This window comes from Dasania sp. GY-MA-18, assembly GCF_024734385.1.
Lineage (GTDB): Bacteria > Pseudomonadota > Gammaproteobacteria > Pseudomonadales > Dasaniaceae > Dasania > Dasania phycosphaerae.
In genome coordinates, this window is the sequence record NZ_JANHAP010000011.1 from 37,045 (window position 1) to 54,849 (window position 17,805).

Annotated in this window: 19 protein-coding genes and 1 riboswitch; of the genes, 10 read left to right on the top strand and 9 right to left on the bottom strand. The window is 49.0% G+C overall.

What is annotated here, in order from left to right; genetic code table 11:
• Positions 1 to 32 precede the first annotated feature (32 nt).
• The 4 genes from fic to spoT all read left to right on the top strand — a co-directional run bounded on the left by fic (position 33) and on the right by spoT (position 4,587).
• The gene (gene fic, locus NO559_RS13410) at positions 33 to 1,145 is read left to right on the top strand and encodes a protein adenylyltransferase Fic (RefSeq protein WP_258332370.1); all 1,113 of its coding nucleotides are present in this window, start codon (positions 33 to 35) and stop codon (positions 1,143 to 1,145) included.
• Positions 1,146 to 1,357: 212 nt separating this feature from the next.
• On the top strand, positions 1,358 to 1,972 hold the full coding sequence (gene gmk, locus NO559_RS13415; RefSeq protein ID WP_258332371.1) for a guanylate kinase: 615 nt from the start codon (positions 1,358 to 1,360) through the stop codon (positions 1,970 to 1,972).
• A gap of 167 nt (positions 1,973 to 2,139) precedes the next feature.
• The gene (gene rpoZ / locus NO559_RS13420) at positions 2,140 to 2,409 is read left to right on the top strand and encodes a DNA-directed RNA polymerase subunit omega (protein WP_258332372.1); all 270 of its coding nucleotides are present in this window, start codon (positions 2,140 to 2,142) and stop codon (positions 2,407 to 2,409) included.
• Positions 2,410 to 2,472: 63 nt separating this feature from the next.
• Complete coding sequence (gene spoT, locus NO559_RS13425) at positions 2,473 to 4,587, top strand: bifunctional GTP diphosphokinase/guanosine-3',5'-bis pyrophosphate 3'-pyrophosphohydrolase (protein ID WP_309149080.1); 2,115 nt, start codon at positions 2,473 to 2,475, stop codon at positions 4,585 to 4,587.
• Positions 4,588 to 4,651: 64 nt separating this feature from the next.
• On the opposite strand, the gene NO559_RS13430 is transcribed toward spoT, so the two are convergent.
• The 4 genes from NO559_RS13430 to NO559_RS13445 are packed head-to-tail and all read right to left on the bottom strand — an operon-like array spanning position 4,652 to position 7,063.
• Positions 4,652 to 5,014, bottom strand: coding sequence for a VOC family protein (locus NO559_RS13430; protein ID WP_258332374.1), 363 nt, complete (start codon positions 5,012 to 5,014; stop codon positions 4,652 to 4,654).
• A 20-nt stretch (positions 5,015 to 5,034) separates the two neighbouring features.
• On the bottom strand, positions 5,035 to 5,370 hold the full coding sequence (locus NO559_RS13435; RefSeq protein WP_258332375.1) for a hypothetical protein: 336 nt from the start codon (positions 5,368 to 5,370) through the stop codon (positions 5,035 to 5,037).
• On the bottom strand, positions 5,367 to 6,170 hold the full coding sequence (locus tag NO559_RS13440; protein ID WP_258332376.1) for a transporter substrate-binding domain-containing protein: 804 nt from the start codon (positions 6,168 to 6,170) through the stop codon (positions 5,367 to 5,369). Before NO559_RS13440 ends, NO559_RS13435 begins: the two co-directional genes overlap by 4 nt.
• Positions 6,171 to 6,217: 47 nt before the next feature.
• Positions 6,218 to 7,063, bottom strand: coding sequence for an NAD-dependent epimerase/dehydratase family protein (locus NO559_RS13445; RefSeq protein ID WP_258332377.1), 846 nt, complete (start codon positions 7,061 to 7,063; stop codon positions 6,218 to 6,220).
• A gap of 134 nt (positions 7,064 to 7,197) precedes the next feature.
• Here NO559_RS13445 and NO559_RS13450 point away from each other — a divergent pair, with 134 nt between their 5' ends.
• From NO559_RS13450 to NO559_RS13460, 3 genes are all read left to right on the top strand, one after another.
• The gene (locus tag NO559_RS13450; RefSeq protein WP_258332378.1) at positions 7,198 to 8,106 is read left to right on the top strand and encodes a hydrogen peroxide-inducible genes activator; all 909 of its coding nucleotides are present in this window, start codon (positions 7,198 to 7,200) and stop codon (positions 8,104 to 8,106) included.
• A gap of 8 nt (positions 8,107 to 8,114) precedes the next feature.
• The gene (gene recG, locus NO559_RS13455; protein ID WP_258332485.1) at positions 8,115 to 10,193 is read left to right on the top strand and encodes an ATP-dependent DNA helicase RecG; all 2,079 of its coding nucleotides are present in this window, start codon (positions 8,115 to 8,117) and stop codon (positions 10,191 to 10,193) included.
• Positions 10,194 to 10,361: 168 nt separating this feature from the next.
• Positions 10,362 to 11,729: an HDOD domain-containing protein gene (locus NO559_RS13460; RefSeq protein ID WP_258332379.1), complete on the top strand. Its 1,368-nt coding sequence runs from the start codon at positions 10,362 to 10,364 to the stop codon at positions 11,727 to 11,729.
• A 117-nt stretch (positions 11,730 to 11,846) separates the two neighbouring features.
• On the opposite strand, the gene NO559_RS13465 is transcribed toward NO559_RS13460, so the two are convergent.
• Positions 11,847 to 12,155, bottom strand: a complete 309-nt coding sequence (locus NO559_RS13465; RefSeq protein WP_258332380.1) for a YkgJ family cysteine cluster protein — start codon at positions 12,153 to 12,155, stop codon at positions 11,847 to 11,849.
• Positions 12,156 to 12,612: 457 nt separating this feature from the next.
• Here NO559_RS13465 and NO559_RS13470 point away from each other — a divergent pair, with 457 nt between their 5' ends.
• Positions 12,613 to 13,980, top strand: a complete 1,368-nt coding sequence (locus NO559_RS13470) for an NAD(P)-binding domain-containing protein (protein WP_258332381.1) — start codon at positions 12,613 to 12,615, stop codon at positions 13,978 to 13,980.
• A 295-nt stretch (positions 13,981 to 14,275) separates the two neighbouring features.
• Here the strand turns inward: NO559_RS13470 and NO559_RS13475 are convergent, their stop codons facing one another.
• The 3 genes from NO559_RS13475 to NO559_RS13485 all read right to left on the bottom strand — a co-directional run bounded on the left by NO559_RS13475 (position 14,276) and on the right by NO559_RS13485 (position 16,211).
• Positions 14,276 to 14,569, bottom strand: coding sequence for a DUF3817 domain-containing protein (locus NO559_RS13475; RefSeq protein WP_258332382.1), 294 nt, complete (start codon positions 14,567 to 14,569; stop codon positions 14,276 to 14,278).
• A 305-nt stretch (positions 14,570 to 14,874) separates the two neighbouring features.
• Positions 14,875 to 15,432, bottom strand: coding sequence for a LysE family translocator (locus NO559_RS13480; protein WP_258332383.1), 558 nt, complete (start codon positions 15,430 to 15,432; stop codon positions 14,875 to 14,877).
• Between the two features lie 296 nt (positions 15,433 to 15,728).
• Entirely contained in the window at positions 15,729 to 16,211 is a 483-nt protein-coding gene (locus NO559_RS13485) for a 6,7-dimethyl-8-ribityllumazine synthase (RefSeq protein WP_258332384.1), read from the bottom strand.
• An 88-nt stretch (positions 16,212 to 16,299) separates the two neighbouring features.
• Positions 16,300 to 16,451, bottom strand: a riboswitch (FMN riboswitch).
• A gap of 263 nt (positions 16,452 to 16,714) precedes the next feature.
• Between NO559_RS13485 and NO559_RS13490 the strand changes: the two genes are divergently transcribed.
• Together NO559_RS13490 and NO559_RS13495 are read left to right on the top strand one after the other, a co-directional pair.
• Positions 16,715 to 16,960: a type II toxin-antitoxin system CcdA family antitoxin gene (locus tag NO559_RS13490; protein WP_258332385.1), complete on the top strand. Its 246-nt coding sequence runs from the start codon at positions 16,715 to 16,717 to the stop codon at positions 16,958 to 16,960.
• Positions 16,960 to 17,277, top strand: coding sequence for a CcdB family protein (locus NO559_RS13495; protein ID WP_258332386.1), 318 nt, complete (start codon positions 16,960 to 16,962; stop codon positions 17,275 to 17,277). Before NO559_RS13490 ends, NO559_RS13495 begins: the two co-directional genes overlap by 1 nt.
• A gap of 198 nt (positions 17,278 to 17,475) precedes the next feature.
• Here NO559_RS13495 and NO559_RS13500 read toward each other — a convergent pair whose 3' ends face one another.
• Positions 17,476 to 17,802 (bottom strand): hypothetical protein, encoded by a 327-nt coding sequence (locus NO559_RS13500; protein WP_258332387.1) that lies wholly within the window; start codon positions 17,800 to 17,802, stop codon positions 17,476 to 17,478.
• Positions 17,803 to 17,805: the final 3 nt, after the last annotated feature.

Here is a 17,805-nt window from a genome sequence, read left to right on the forward strand (position 1 = left end):
CATTTATGTCGATTTTGACGGGAAATTTAAACATGACCTGGCAAGCAGATCAGCCTTACAACCAATTACCCACATTGCCGCCAAACCTAGATGCCATAGAAACTAGGCCTGTGCTAAAAGCCTGTATTTCTGCGCGTGCCGCTGTAGCAGAGTTAAAAAAGGCTGGGGAACTCATTCCTAACCAAAGCATGCTAATTAACCTGCTGCCTTTGCTTGAAGCCAAAGATAGTTCAGAAATTGAAAATATTGTCACCACTACCGATAAGCTTTTTCAGTATGCACAAGAAGGTAGAGGTGCCGATCATGCTACAAAGGAAGCATTACGTTACAGAACGGCGCTATACCAAGGCTATATACAACTTGAAAAAAAGCCGCTATGCACAGCAACTGCCATTGAGGTATGCAGTACGTTAAAGCACGCTGAAATGGGTATTCGCAAAGTACCGGGTACTTTGATAGGGAGCCAAACGACAGGTGAAATTATCTATACTCCGCCTGCTGGAGAAAACGTTATCCGCGACTTGTTAAGTAACTGGGAGCGGTTTCTTCATGATGACGCTGACCTAGATCCATTGATAAAAATGGCGGTTAGTCATTATCAATTTGAAGCCATACACCCTTTTTATGACGGAAATGGCCGAACAGGTCGTATTTTAAACGTTTTGTACCTTATTGAATGCGGTCTTTTAACACTACCTATTTTGTATTTGAGTCGCTTCATCGTTCATAACAAGCAAGACTATTATCGTCTCTTAAACCAAGTCACCAAAGATCAGAATTGGGAAGCCTGGTTGTTATTTATGCTAAAAGGTGTCGAGCAAACTGCAATATGGACCTGTGAAAAAATTACAGCGATCAGAGCACTTATGGAAAGTACAAGTGATTACATAAGGGCACAGCTACCCAAAATATATAGCTACGAGCTTGTTCAGCTTATTTTTGAACAACCCTATTGCCGTATTAGTAACCTAGTTGAACGCGATATTGCAAAACGCCAAACTGCTTCAATCTATTTAAAGCAGTTGACTGATATTGGTGTGCTGCAAGAAATCAATTCAGGAAAGGAAAAATTATTTGTACATCCACGGTTGATGACACTAATGACTAAAGACAGTAATAGTATTAAGGCTTTTTCAGGTGAGTGATCCCCCCCCTCGTGACCTGCGGGCCGGAACAAATGACGAGAGGAACAGAGGATAAAAATGTAAAAGCATGACCTGAGCCTGACTGTTAGATATTCATCACTATCAGTCGTGGACAGCATAATGTCCATATTGAGCCTTTTTCTATAGAATTGGATACTATGATGCCTACTCCTACACCACCCCTAAAAAATTTAATAGCCAGGACTACTACCATGACTACCGGCAAGCTTTACACCATCTCCGCCCCTTCGGGTGCCGGCAAAACCAGTCTAGTGAAAGCCTTGATAGAGGCCGACAACAATATTTGTGTGTCGGTTTCACACACCACCCGTCGCATACGCCCCGGTGAGCAAGACGGTGTTAACTACCATTTTTGCGATCACGCCGCCTTTGAGGCCATGCTTGCGCAACACGCTTTTTTAGAACATGCCGAGGTGTTCGGCAACCACTACGGCACCTCTAAGCACTGGGTGCAAGAAACCTTGGCCCAAGGTAAAGACGTTATCTTAGAGATAGACTGGCAGGGCGCTCAGCAAATCAGCCAGCTTATGCCCGAGACCGTATCGGTTTTTATACTGCCCCCCTCCCAGCAAGCCCTGCGTGAGCGCCTAACCCAGCGCGGCCAAGATGATAGCAGCGTCATAGAGCGGCGCATGAGTGAGGCGGTAAGCGAAATGTCACACTATGCCGAGGCCGATTTTTTAGTGATTAATGACAATTTCCAAACCGCCCTAGACGACCTCAAGGCCATCTTCCGCTGCCACCGACTGAGCCGGGAGCAACAGCAGCGCCTGCACCCGCAGTTGCTACAACAGCTGTTAGGCTAAATCTAGTAGCCACAACTAGCAGCCAAAGCTATTATCAACTGAACATATTTGATACACTGCGCGGCTAGCTGGGCTAGGCGCAGATTCAAGCACTGAATCACCCGCCTGGCCTGCGCCACAATCACGTTAAACTGCCCTGCATAGGGGCTGAAAAGTAGGATACCTCGATGGCTCGTATTACCGTTGAAGATTGTTTAGACAAAGTCGACAATCGCTTTGAACTTGTTATGGTTGCCAGCAAGCGCGCCCGCGCCATTGCCACCGGTGGCAAAGAGCCGCTAGTTAGCGTGGACTCTGATAAGCCAACCGTATTAGCACTACGTGAAATCGCCGATGAAAAAATCACTCCTGCCGAGATCATGAACCCCGCTAAGCATGAGGCAGAAGCCGAGTTTGAAATCATTGCCGAGCCCGAGGAAGAGCAGCCACAGGCTTAGTATTACCCGGAGAGCGCAATGCAACAATACAGCTTCTTTCCTGTAGGCCACGAACATCAAGATGTGGCCTCTATTGAAGAGCTAAGCAGCACTCTCCAAACTTACCTCACCTCAGCACAAGTCAATCAAGTCAAACGCGCGTACTTTTACGCCGAACAGGCTCACGAGGGGCAGCGCCGCCGCAGTGGCGAACCCTACGTAACCCACCCCCTGGCCGTAGCCGGCATACTCGCCGACATGCACATGGATCATCAAAGCCTAATGGCTGCCATGCTGCACGATGTTATCGAAGACACCGCCATTTCTAAAAAAGCCTTAGAAGAGCAATTTGGCGCCACCGTTGCCAACTTGGTAGACGGCGTAAGCAAGCTTACCCAAATGGAGTTTCAATCCAAGGCCGAAGCGCAGGCGGAAAATTTTCAAAAAATGGCCCTGGCCATGGCCAAAGATATACGGGTTATTTTGGTCAAGCTGGCCGACCGCTTACACAATATGCGCACCTTAGGGGTATTAAAACCCGAAAAACGCCGCCGCATCGCCCGCGAAACTCTGGATATGTACGCCCCTATCGCTCAACGCCTGGGCATGCACAACATACGGGTAGAGTTTGAAGACCTGGGCTTTGCCACCCTGCACCCCATGCGCTCCACCCGCATACACGCCGCCGTGTTACAGGCCCGCGGCCACCGCAAAGAACTGATAGAGCAAATCAAAGAATCTATAGACCACTGCCTGGTTAGAGAAGGCCATAGCGCAGTCGTCAGCGGCAGGGAAAAACATCTTTATAGCATTTATAAAAAGATGGATAGCAAGAAAAAGTCCTTCTCCGAAATCATGGACATCTACGCCTTCCGCATTTTGGTAGACGACGTAGACACCTGCTACCGCGTGCTGGGCTGCATACACAGCTTATACAAGCCAGTACCCGGTCAGTTTAAAGATTACATCGCCATACCCAAGGCCAATGGCTATCAATCTTTACACACCGTGCTATTTGGCCTGCACGGCGTGCCTATAGAAATTCAAATTCGCACCCACGAAATGGAAGAGATGGCCAACTACGGCATCGCCGCCCACTGGCTGTATAAAACCAATGATGGCGAGCCACTAAACGGCAGCCACACGCGAGCGCGGCAATGGCTGCAAGGTTTGTTAGAGCTGCAACAAAGAGCTGGCGACTCCATGGAGTTTATCGAGAGCGTTAAGCTAGATTTATTCCCCGACGAAGTTTATGTGTTCACCCCCAAAGGTAAAATTATGGAATTGCCGCAGGGTGCCACCGCGGTAGATTTTGCCTACGCGGTACACACCGACGTGGGCAATAAGTGCATAGCTTGCCGCATTAACCGCCGTTTAGCGCCGCTGTCAGAGCCACTGCAAAGTGGCCAAACCGTAGAAATCATGACCGCCCATAGCCCGCAGGCTAACCCGGCGTGGTTAAATTTTGTGGTGACCAGTAAGGCGCGCTCCAATATACGCCACCTGCTAAAAAATCAGCGCGCAGTAGAGTCCATCAACCTAGGCCGCCGCCTGTTAGATGAAGCCTTGGCTGGGATGAACTCCAGCATTAACTCGCTAAGCGAATTACAAACCCTGCACCTATTAGAAAACACCGGCCACGACAGCATAGATGGTGTGCTGGCTGATATAGGCCTAGGTAAGCGCTCATCATTTTTAACCGCACACCAGTTAGTGCGTGACAGTGACGAAAGCAAAACCAAGCCCACTGCACAGCAATCCTTAACCATTAATGGCACCGAAGGCTTTAGATTAAACTTTGCCCGCTGCTGCTACCCCATACCCGGCGACGCCATCATAGGCTTTATCAGCGCCGAGCGCGGCATAGTGGTACACACCGATAATTGCCATAACAGCAATGAGTTCCGCAACAACCCCGAACGCTCAGTACCGTTACAATGGGCCGAAGAAGTAGAAGGGGAATTCTCCGCCGAATTAAAAATCGAGCTGGTAAAAAGCCGCGGCATCATTGCCGTGTTAGCTAACCGCATCAACAGCATCGATGCCAACATAGAAAAAATCAGCATAGAAGACGAAGACCCGCGCATGAGCATAGTCAACGTCGTTGTAGGCGTACACTCACGCATACACCTGGCAAGAATCATGAAACGCATACGCCAAATTGCCGATGTGATAAAAGTGTCGCGGTTAACGCATTGACAGTCTCTAGTCTCTAGTCTCTAGTCTCTAGTCTCTAGTCTCTAAAAGATTTTACTAGCGACTGTTAACTAGCGGCTTCTTCTTTCGACCAAACCCCAAACTCATTACCACTAGGCTCTATAAACTGAAACCGCCTGCCGCCGGGGAAGGGAAATATTTCTTTGCTGATTTTACCGCCTGCGGCTTTAACTTTTTGGTAGCTTTTTTCTAAATCGTAGCTGTACAGTACTATCAGTGCACCGCCATTTTCAGCGCTGGATTTTTTATCTGCTTGGTAAAATCCGCCATTTAAACCGGCATTTGTGAAAGCGGTATAAGATTCGCCAAAATCAGTAAACACCCAATTAAAGGCTTTGGTAAAAAATTGCTTGGTTGCCTTTATATCGTGGGCGGCATATTCCACGTAGTTAATTTTTTCATGCTCCATGCTTTTCTTAACCTTAATCTTTAAAACAGCCATTCAAAAATTTTAATTTCGGGTTTTTCCTCTTTACGATTTTTAAGCTCATGAGCGCTGTCGCGCTCCTCTTTACTGTACTGGGGAAACCACTCTATACGTGGCTGCAATTGCTGCTCTATTAATTTAAAGCGGTCGCGGTTCCACAACTCTTGCTCTAACTCGGCCTTGCGCCACTCGGGCAGCACGCCTTTTACTACCATCTCTTCCATTTCTATACGGTAATCTTGCTCGGGCAGTAACTCTATGTCTGGTCTATCTAATGCCTGTGCCAAAACAGTGCCACAACATAAACTACTGATCAGGCTAGCGATAATTATTTTCATGGCGCCACCAGCTCTTGCCAACGCAAGGTTTGAAACCAGTAGTAACGGCTACTATCTATCCAGGCATCAGCCTTGCGGGATAATATCCAAGCGTTTAAAAAATTAATAAAGTCGTGATCCCCTTTGCGCACCGCAAAAGCCTCATAGCTATTCAGTAAGGGCGTTGCTAAAGGTTGGTCAATAACATCGGGGTTACGCAGGCTTAAAAAACGCAGCTCCGTACTGGGGCCTATCAGTATATCTACCTCGCCTTGGGCCAGGGCTAAGCCCGCTTCTTTAATGGAATAAAATAGTTTTAATTTGGCATTTTTGAACAAGCGCTTGCTTAACACTTCACCACTGCTGCCAGCCACTGCCGCCATGGTTAACTTAGCGCGCTGCAAATCCGCCATGGTGCTAATGTTTTGCGTTTTAGCTATATGGCTGGCCAAGCCTATGCCCGACTCCGCATAGCTGTGGCTAAAATTAACCTGCATGGCCAAGCTGGGGCTAATGCTCAGGCCAGAAACAATAATATCGATACGGCCCTGCTTTAGTGCAGGCACTAGTTGCTCCCACGGCAATTCCACCAGCTTTAATTTCAAGCCCATGTCTTGGGCCAGGCGGCTAGCAATATCAGGCTCAGAACCAATTAAGCTGCCGTCCTTGCCCTTCATTACCCAAGGGGTGGCCAAACTCAGCCCTACCCGCAATTCACCCTGCGCTATAATCTGCTGCCAGCTGGCTGGCGCTGCCATGCTATAGCTGCTTAGCAACAAGCTGATGACGATAGCCATAAAACCTTGCAGTAATACCTTCATAGTTATGCCTTTATTCATAGCTTAACGAGCTGGTCGCTTGAGTATCGTTATTCAGTATAGTTGAGTTGCGATAGTATCGGCGCATAACCCTGTTGATAGTTGCTATAGATCAAATGATAGCCCGATTGCTTCATGCGCTGGTTGCTACAGCGTTTAGCACCGCCAGTAGCTGTTTGCGCTGCGGCCAATGGCTCACGCTGTAACTGTTTAGCCAACCAGGCTTTTACCTCCGTTAAACGCACCGGCATATCATCCACCCCCACATAGCAAGGCTGTAATTGCGCTAGCGGCAACTGCAATAAGTGAGATAAAAAGCCCGCGCAGTCATCGCGGTGTATGCGGTTGCTATACCGTGGAGGCGACGCTTTACCCGCCAGCACATCGCGTACTAAGCGCAGCCGGCCCGGCCCGTAAATACCCGCAAAGCGCACAATACTGCTAGCAATACCTTGTTGCTGGCCAAACGCCAAGCAAACCTGCTCCGCTTCTAATAAACGCCTGCCCGAATAGCGGCTGGGCTGGGTAGGGCTATGCTCATCTACCCAGCTATCATCACTTTGGCCATACACGCTAGTACTGGATACAAAAATGAGTCGCTGCAAACTTTTTGCGTTTAAAGCGCTTAGCAAGTTGGATGTGCCCTGCACATAGACCTGTTGATAACGCTCATCAGAGGACTCACCCGGGGTAAGGCTAATCACCACCGCATCAAAGGCTATATCCGCGAGTGCACTGAGGCTATCGGGCTGGGTCACATCTGCCTGCAAACCTATAATGCCCGCCGGTAAGGCCCCAATATCGCGGCGCAGCCCGTACACACTAACGGTTTCGGGCAGCGACTCAGCCAGCTTAATCCCTATATCACCACAGCCCACAATTAATAAATTTTGCATAAGGTACTCTCGTTGCTAACGCTTGTTTTAGGCGCTTGTTCTATTAGGGACTTGTTATCTGCCCTAAGCTTTTATTTAATGGCACAATCTATTTTCAATTTTTAATAGTATTTATCAATCATAAGGCTGTGGCCATGACTCTAACCGAACTACGTTACATTGTTGCCCTGCATCAAACCAAACATTTTGGCAAAGCCGCCGAAAAATGTTTTGTTAGCCAACCCACCTTAAGTGTGGCTATTAAAAAATTAGAAGAGGCCTTGGACGTCACCCTGTTTGAGCGCAGCCGCCAGCAGGTACGCGCCACCGCCATAGGTGAAAAAATTATTCAACAAGCCCAAGTGGTGCTAGAGCAGGCCGGGGTAATCGCCGATATAGCCAGCATAGGTAAAGACCCATTAGGCAGCACCTTTTCGGTGGGCGCTATTTTTACCATAGGCCCCTACCTGTTTCCCCAACTAGTGCCGCAGCTGCGCAAAATCGCCAGCCATATGCCGCTGTTTATAGAAGAGAACTACACCGCCGTATTGCGGGAAAAACTGCGCAATGGTGAACTAGACGCCATTATTATCGCCCTGCCTTTTGATGAGCCGGATGTGGTCACCAAAACCCTATACGACGAGCAATTTGTGGTAGCCCTGCCCCAGCAGCACCCGCTTAACCAATACCCCAGCCTTAGCAGCCAACAGCTCAATGACCAGCAAGTGCTATTACTGGGCAGCGGCCACTGTTTTCGCGATCAAGTGTTAGCGGCCTGCCCCAACCTCAACCAACAACAAAGTGGCGCGATAGAAGGCAGCTCGCTGGAAACCCTTAAATACATGGTAGCCTCAGGCTTGGGCATTAGCATACTGCCCGCCTCGGCGGCACAATTAGCCGAAGGCCTGCACGATAGCCCCTACACCATTAGGCCCTTCCAACAAAACAGCCCCACCCGCAAAGTGGCGGTAGCTTGGCGCGCCAGCTTCCCTAGGCCGCAGGCCATAGAGGCCTTGTGCGATGCGGTAAAACGCTGCAATTTAGCCCTAGACTACAACCACTAAACACCGCCATGCCTACCCTCACCCAGCCCACCCTGGATCAACTAGCCGTGAACACCTTAAGAGGTGTGGGCCCGGCCATGGCCGACAAACTGGCCAAATTAGCGATACATACCGTGCAAGACGTCTTGTTCCACCTGCCGCTGCGCTACCAAGACAGAACCAAAGTCACCCCCATAGGTGCGCTACAGGCAGGCAGCGATGCCTTAATAGAGGTGGAGGTAAAGCTGGCCGACGTAGTTTTTGGTAAACGCCGCAGCCTGGCCTGCCGGGTACAAGATGGCAGCGGCACCGTGACCCTGCGCTTTTATCATTTTTCGGCGGCGCAAAAAAACCAGCTTAGCCCCGGCACCCGGCTGCGCTGCTATGGCGAGGTTAGACGCGGCACCAGCGGCTTTGAGTTTTACCACCCCGAATATAAAATCATCAGCGATAAACAGCCGCCACCCCATGCCGCCACCCTCACCCCGGTATACCCCAGCAGCGAAGGGCTAAGCCAGTTGAGCTGGCGCAAACTCAGCGAGCAAGCGCTGGCCTTATTGCAACAGCATCAACCGCAGGAATTACTACCACGCCAACACAACCGAGGGGTAGATTTAGCCCAAGCCCTGCAATACCTGCACCGGCCGCCCAGCAATGCCGACCAAGCAGCCCTGCAAGCCGGGCTGCACCCTTTTCAGCAGCGCTTGGCCTTTGAAGAGCTAGTAGCCCACCACCTCAGCCTTAACAAACAGCGGCAACAAATCCGCCAGTTAGGCGCCCCAGCCTTGGCCCAGGCCCCCGCCCTTAGCCAGCAGTTTTTACAGCAGCTGCCCTTTGCACTCACCGCTGCCCAGCAGCGCGTGGCCGAGCAGATCAGCCTAGACCTGTGCCAACAACAGCCCATGCTGCGCCTAGTGCAGGGTGATGTGGGCTCGGGCAAAACCGTGGTGGCAGCCTTGGCAGCACTGCAGGCCATAGCCAGCGGCTACCAAGTGGCCATGATGGCCCCCACCGAAATTCTTGCCGAGCAACACCTCAGCAATTTTAGCGACTGGCTTAGCCCGCTAGGCATTAATATCGCCTGGCTTAGCGGCAAGCTCAAAGGCAAGCAGCGGCAGGCCCAGCTTAACGCCATTGCCGACGGCAGTGCGCAAATGGTGGTGGGCACCCATGCCCTGTTTCAAGAGCAAGTAGTATTCGCCCAATTAGGCCTGGCCATCATAGACGAGCAACACCGCTTTGGGGTGCACCAGCGCCTAGCCCTAAAAGAGAAGAGCCAGCTGGGCCACCCCCATCAATTAATTATGACCGCCACCCCCATACCCCGCACCTTAGCCATGAGCGCCTATGCCGACCTAGACACCTCGGTGATCGACGAGCTGCCGCCGGGCCGCACCCCGGTCAACACCGTGGTGATAGACAATAGCCGCCGCGACGAGCTAGTCGCCCGCGTTGCCCATGCCTGCCAAGAGGGCAGGCAAGTGTATTGGGTATGCACACTAATAGAAGAGTCCGAAGCGCTGGAAGCCCAAGCCGCCGAGCACACCGCCGAGCTACTCAAGGCAGCGCTGCCGCAGGTGCGGGTAGGCCTAGTACACGGCCGCATGAAAGCTGCCGAAAAAGCCGAGGCCATGCGCGCCTATAAAGCCCACCAAATAGACTTATTAGTCGCTACCACGGTGATAGAAGTAGGGGTGGATGTGCCCAATGCCAGCCTCATGATTATAGAAAACGCCGAGCGCCTAGGCTTGGCACAACTGCACCAATTGCGCGGCCGGGTGGGCCGGGGTAGCACCGCCAGCCACTGCTTATTAATGTACCAAGCACCGCTATCCAAACTGGGTAAAGAGCGCCTGCAAGCCATGCGCGACAGCAGCGATGGCTTTGTGATTGCCGAAAAAGATTTACAGCTGCGCGGCCCCGGCGAATTATTAGGCACCCGCCAAACCGGGCTGCTGCAAATGCGCATAGCCGACTTACAGCGCGATGGCCATTTACTCGCCGCAGTTAAGCAATGCGCCGAGCAGCTAATAAGCCAACAACCGGCCACACTAGAACCTTTAATCGCACGCTGGCTGGCCGGCGGCGAACAATATGCTCAAGTTTAAGCCAGCAAACACAAGCAAGTTCACAATATCTGCTAAAATTAACTCGTTATCTCAACATTGGCAGGTAGTTAAGCTACACTCCCCCCATAAGTAGAAACACTTACACAATTTTAAAACAGCATTATCCAACAACAAGATAAGCCCGTATTAGCAAAAGGATCTAAACTCATGGCTGTACCTGCCGCGACTGAAAAAGTGCTACAACAATACAATACCCACTACGCCTTGGTAGAAGCCGTGAACCCACACCCCGATGCACTCACCCTGACCACCACCGTATTGCAAGACGGCAACGGCAAGGTACAAGTGATTTGTGCGGCCAACAGCTTATTAGATATAGACCACCTCAATAACGAAATTAAACGCCAGCTTAGCCCCAGCACCAAAGCCGAAGTCAAAGACCTGTGTGAGAAACACGAGCTAGATACCTGCCCCAGTGTGCCTGGCGTTTTGCCGCTATACACCATCGTCGACCAGCAAGTGCTAGAAGCCAAAGAAGTGCAAATGAGTACCGGTCACAACGAGCAGACCATATACGTGAGCATCGATGATTTTAAAAACCTGTGCGCAAACGTTACCTATCTGACCGCCACCGTGGCTCTAGATAAACTGCAATCGGCCAACCTAGACCACGCCAAAGATGTAGACGATATTACCAGCGCCGTGGCCAACTTTACGCAGCTGCGCATTAAGCAACGACTAGAAGAAACCCTAGAATTCCCGCCCTTACCCAGCACCGCCCAGCGCATTATTAAATTAAGGGTAGACCCCAACGCCGATATTCAAGACTTAACCGACATCGTTGAAGCCGACCCCTCACTGGCGGCACAAGTCGTGAGCTGGGCTTCATCACCTTACTACGCCGCCCCCGGCAAAATTAAATCAGTACACGACGCCATAGTGCGGGTGTTAGGCTTTGATTTAGTGCTTAACCTATCGCTGGGTTTATCACTGGGCAAAACCCTCAGCATGCCCAAGGATGCCGCCAAAGGTTTTAGCCCCTACTGGGAGCAAGCCGTTTACACCGCTACCGCCGTTGAAGCTTTAGTGAGCGCTATTACCCCCAAAGAGCGCCCCGCCATGGGTGTCACCTATCTTTCTGGTTTACTGCACAACTTTGGTCACCTCATTTTGGCCGAGGTTTTTCCACCACAGTTTTCCAATATTTGCCGCCTACAAGAGGCCAACCCCTACAGTAACCACGGTTATATAGAGCGCCATGTATTGGGTGTGACTCGCGAACAATTAGGCAGCTGGTTATTGCGCCTGTGGAATATGCCCGAAGAAGTCTGTAACGCGGTACGCTTTCAAAACGAACCCGATTATGTAGACGAAGATTTTGTACACGCTAACCTGCTGTACATAGCCTCACGCCTACTGCGCAAACACCGCATAGGCGATGCACCACTGGAAGATATACCTGCCGAGGTATATCAACGTATCAACCTAGACCCAGAAAAAGCAGAAGAAGCGATAGAGAAACTGTTAGAGTCCACTACCGAACTGAATATGATGGTAACTAATATGGGCGGGTAACAGTCTCTAGTCTCTAGTCTCTAGTCTCTAGTCTCTAGTCTCTAAAAAATAATCCCGCTGTTATAAAAAATGCCTAGCACTTTGCTGGGCATTTTTGTTTTTACTAGAGCCTAGCGACTAATCACTAGCGACTTTTATTATCAAATGCACCGCTCTTTCCTCGCGGCATTCATAAGAGCCCATTTCAAATTCTCGACAAATCAAAGGCCGGTTTTCATAAATGGAACACATCATAGTGTTGCGATCTAAAGCCGAGCACCAACCATCGTCTAAACGCAGCATGGTTTCTGCGCCCCATTTATCGCGGGCAATATGCCTATCGGGTACGCCTGTGTCAGTGAAAATCATCACCTCTAAGCGGCAACAGCACGCTTGGCAATTGGAGCAAGTGATTTCAGCTTTGGCGGTGTGTTGGGTAGTGGCCATAATGATCATCTATTAAGGTAAGGGCGTACTTTACCCTAAGTCCCCGCCATACAACATTGGCTTTGCTAGTATTTGAATGCGGTGCGTATAAACGCCTACAATCCAAGCCGCTTGCCATAGCCCCCAAAACACCGCTAGCTTAAATGTGTTAAAGTACCGCCCCTGGCATACGAGTTAGTAAGTATTTCCGCTTGCTTAAGCCGTTCGAGCGCTTTCTTCCGGCGTTTTCTCGAGACCTCGCGTTGCCCCGGCGGCCCGCCCGCCCACGGCTCTCTGCTCCACCGGTAGATGCAGCCACCATCACATTGCGCCATCGCTACCCGCGACCTTAGTGCGCATGACTACAGAGCTTGCTGGCTACGCCCTTCTGCTATTAGCCGCGCTCTTTTCCGCGTTAAATCGTCGCAGCGCATAATCAGCTTAGCGCGGGACCTAACGCCCAAAATCAGGAGTCTTTATGACTGATAGAGTTGCCATTCTAGGCGCTGGCCCTAGCGGCCTAGCCCAATTACGTGCTTTTGAAGCAGCCCGCCGCGACGGCGCAGATATACCCGAGATTGTTTGCTACGAAAAACAAAACGACTGGGGCGGTATGTGGAACTACACCTGGCGTACTGGTTTAGATGCCTATGGCGAGCCAGTACACGGCAGCATGTACCGCTACCTATGGTCTAACGGCCCCAAAGAATGTTTAGAATTTGCCGATTACAGCTTCGAAGAGCACTTTGGCCGCCCTATCGCCTCCTACCCACCGCGCGCGGTATTGCGCGATTATATTATGGGTCGTGTAGCAAAAAGTAATGTGCGCCAGTACATCCAATTTAATACCGCCGTGCACTGGGTAGCCTATGATGAGGCCAGCGCTAAATTCACCGTTACCGTGCGCGACCTCAAACAAGACCAGCTAAGCAGCGAAGAGTTTGACCACGTTATCGTAGCAACTGGGCATTTTTCCACTCCCAACGCGCCCTACTTTGCAGGGCTGGAGCAGTTTCCCGGCCGCGTATTACACGCCCACGATTTTCGCGATGCCTGCGAGTTTGCAGGCAAAGACTTGCTGTTAATTGGCAGTAGCTACTCCGCCGAAGATATAGGCACCCAGTGCCACAAATATGGTGCTAAATCCGTTACCTTTAGCTATCGCTCAAAACCCATGGGCTTTGATTGGCCAGACTCTTTTGCCGAAGTGCCACTACTCACCGAAGTGGTAGACAAAACCGCACACTTTATAGACGGTAGCAGCAAAGACGTAGACGCCATCATCCTCTGTACCGGTTATCAGCATCACTTCCCCTTCCTGCCCGATGAGCTAACGCTAAACACCCACAACCGGCTATACCCCGAAGGCTTGTATAAAGGCATAGTGTCGCTAGCCAACCCCAAGCTCATCTTCCTGGGCATGCAGGATCAGTATTACACCTTTAACATGTTTGATGCTCAAGCCTGGTATGCCCGCGACCTTATGCTGGGCCGCATCAAACTGCCTAGCGATGAAGCCATGTTAGCCGACACCAAGCAATGGGTAGCCCGCGAGGAGCAAACAGCCAACCCTAGCGATGAGATAGACTTTCAAGCCGCCTACATAGTCGATCTGTTAGCGCCTACCGACTACCCACCCTTCGATGTTACTGCTGTTGCCGAAACGTTTAAGGCATGGGAGCACGACAAAGAAGCGGACATACTCGGCTACCGCAACAAAAGCTATCGCTCTACCATAACCGGTACCCAGGCCCCCAAACACCATACCCACTGGATGGAAGCGATGGACGATTCCTTAGCAGCCTTTTTGCACGGCGAGCCTCAGCCGGAAAAAAAGCTGGCGTAAAGCCACTGTGTTGCGTATTAACTTAGAAAAGTTTCAATCAATATCAAAGGTGACGGGTTTCAAAAGGTCAGAGTCGTTAAAGCTACACTTCGGCTCGCGCCTTTAACCCGGCACTTTAATCCGACCCCTTACCCCGTTTGATCACAGCTGAGGCGAGTTCGATTATTTCATTTAATATGAATTAATGGCAAAGGCTTACCTTGGCCATCAAGATCTGAACGCCCGACTCCAACAAACCTCATGCGTTTATTGTTATTACTGTGGCTGTAAGCCCAGGCATCCCTCGTGTAATATTTTATTTTTCTGCGTACTGCTTATTTTTAGCGAGTTCTTTTTTAATAAATATTTCCACTGGAATAAAGGCAAAAGGCACAACAGCTGCCAAAAGTACCATTAACCAAACAAACACAGACCAATTTTGTCTATGTGACGCTAAAGCCGAAAGTGCAACATACAGCAAAAACAATACACCATGGCCCATCCCCAAAAAGTAAACAAACTCTCGGCTGATAAAGCCCAGTGTGACGCACAGTATCAGTAGATAAGAAAAGCCCTCTACCAGGCTCGCGATTCTAAAAAGCTTTAACATTAAACATACTCTTATTTATTTATGATGCATCAATTTTATTGCAGCTTCTAACGATTGAAACTGATGTCACCCCCCAAGACACTCGCTACGCTCATGGCGCAGAGACTTATATTTCAGCGATTCTGGCCCTTTGATCGTTGATCGTTGATCGTTGATCGTTGATTTTATGGGCCCATAATTCCCCAACCTACGTTACTTCACCACCGGTTATTGTGTCGCACCGTATCGTTTAAATTTTCACTTTACTGGCTCCTGATCCTTTAAGAGAGATGTATAAAAAACAATCGTCACGACCGCTTTGATTATTAGCTTAACAAAAGCCAAATGCCAGTAAAACAAAGTAGTAATCCAAAAACAAAATCCAATACTCCGAGCTGCTTTTCCACGTTTACTTGGCGTCGCATAAACATACCAGCCGACGCATAAATCACCAGACCAGTCACACCGATAATACATAATATGGCTGCTGTAATTAGCGTATTTTTATTCTGACTATTAGCAAATACGCTAAGTACCACAGGTGGATATTTTGGATTGAGGAGTTGAAGGGTAATTCCATTCCATAGGCTTGGCGCCTTGGTTAAAGTATTTCGATTCCTTCGCCTAAGTAACTTTACCCCTAAATAAACAATAAAACAGCTGCCAAAGACCCTGATGTAATTAGTGACATCCGCATATTGCTCAGCAAGCCTACTAGTAATGGCACCCAATACAATGGCTATAACAATGTAAACCAGTGATATCCCAAGTAGAAAAGGTAAAATTTTCGCAAAGCCAAAACGCGCCGTCAGAGCAAAAGTAACAAGATTGGCCGGACCTGGGCTAAGCATCAGCGGCAATACTAAAAACAAAGTTTCAATCACGTTATTTTTGTCTCTCTAACATAATGCCTCAAACATTGAATGCTTAATGTGGGCCCACTCTTTATATGGCTTTCTAAATCAAGTAAAAGCATTTACCCGTACACGCGCTTTGACTTGTTATTGGCATAACTTAATACTCAAGGTGTAGCCCCATTATTCACCATAGGTAACATACAAGTAGCTCAGCTTATTCAATAAACGTATTGGTAAATTGCGATATGGGTCGCTATGTTCATTTGGTTGAGCAAAAGAGCTACTTTGTATCTGTACATGCTGAGGCAAGGACGCTAGCTCACCTACCCAACTAGCGCGACCGGCTCCCGCGAGTATTCTGCTAGCGTTGATGCGCAGGCCTGAGCGGACTCTATGCCTTTGCTGACAAAGTGCTCAGCAAAAAACTCAGGCTGGCCGTCGCTAATAAAATCATGGGGTGTTAACACGGCAGAGAAGATGGGCGTGTGAGTCGCCAGTTGTGTATTCATCAGCCCGTCTATCACCGCACTGGCAACAAACTCATGGCGATAAATACCCCCATCGACCACCAGGCCAGCAGCAACCACTGCCGCGTACTTGCCGCTATTAGCTAAAAACTGTGCTTTTAGTGGGATCTCAAACGCGCCGGGCACTTCAAATACATCAACCTGTCGGCCGTCGAGTTTGGCGAATTCATCAAGAAAAGAATCACGCAGCCTATCCACAATGTCGCGGTGCCAGCATGATTGTATAAACGCCACCCGGTCTCGGGTAGCAATGTCGAAATACATAGAATTGGATTTCATCTGTTGTTTGCCTCTGTATGCAGTTAAACAACAGGGCAAACAAGGCAACTCGCCCTCTCACGGCAGATACCGCAGGAAAACATAGCAACCTCATTCTCATAACCAGACTGTAACTGTCGGCCCCGGAATCACACCGAGTCTGCTTGTCCCCCCGCCAGATGATGACGAGAGCGCCCGCGGGCTACGCACTTACGTACGATTACCGCCGGTGGGGACTTTCACCCCGCCCTGAGAACTTCCCCTATTTGGGGAAGGCGCACAGATTAGCCTAATCGCGGGTTGAGCTCAACTAGGATAGAGGGTTGGAGGTTTGCGGGTGGGCTTTAAGGGGCGGGGACTTATAGCTCAACAATTCTGCTTCCTTGATTTATAAAAGAGAGCTGTATGAAAAACAATCGTTACGACCCCTTTAATTGGTAATCCGGCTGCTTGACTTGCTATGTACCTACAACTACGATAATGCGCATGATCAATGCGTATATCCTATAGTGCGAGTGAGTATAATGCAGCCCATAATTGATAGTAACAGCCCTAAAAAAGCTACCAATCTTAGTATAAACAAAGACTTACTAGCCGAAGCCCGTGCTTTAAAAATAAATCTTTCTGCGACATTGGAGCAAGCGCTTACCGAAAAAGTACGTAAGGCACGCCGTAAGCAATGGTTACAGGATAATAAGCAAGCCATAAAAGCTTGTAATGAGCTCGCTGAGCAGAACGGTCTCTTTGCTGATAAGCACAGGATCTTTTAATGAAACAGTTTGATGTTTATGCCAATACCGATAAGGATACCAACAAAGCTTACCCCTATTTTGTTGATATTCAGAACGGCCTACTAGAAAGTTTAAATAGCCGAGTGGTCATACCGCTAACACCCGCAAGCAAAGCCAATAAAAGCTACCCCTCCAACCTTTGCCCTATCATCAAAATAAAGAACAAAAATTTCTTTCTATTAACCCACCAGCTTACCAGCGTTTCCACAAACTTCCTCAAAAAGCATGAAGGATCGTTAGCTACCAGTAGAGAGGATATTGTTAGTGCCATAGACTTTTTGATTACAGGCATTTAACAAACAGACAGTCCTTTTTATTTGATTAAACAATTCCCTAGCCTGCGCAATTTCTCTAGCGGTTAGCTTATTGCGCCGTATCGTTTAGATTTCATTGTGATGGTTCCTGCCACTTCAAGAGAGCTGTATGAAAAATAATCGTTACGACCCCTTTTATTGCTTTTATTCTTGTATGAAAAATAATCGTTACGACCCCTTTTATTCTTTGTTAAGGAACTCTTGCCCAGTTGAGTATATTTGCTCGAAATTATCACTAGCAATATTCTCGAGAGCCTCAATTGTTGATTTAGTTACTACAACTGATTCTTGTATTACCCACTGAAACTGATCAATCATCAAGTCACGTAATGCTTCAGCTGATGAAACAGTTAAATCCATTGTCTTTTTTATAGTGTTTCCTGAGCGTAAGAGGCCATCAGCCGCATGCCTTCTTAGCATCATTTCATATTCTGAGTCGAGTTTACTCAGAATACGTTTGAGCCCATTCTGGATCTTTTTTTCTGCGATGTCTTCTAAGTTATCCATACT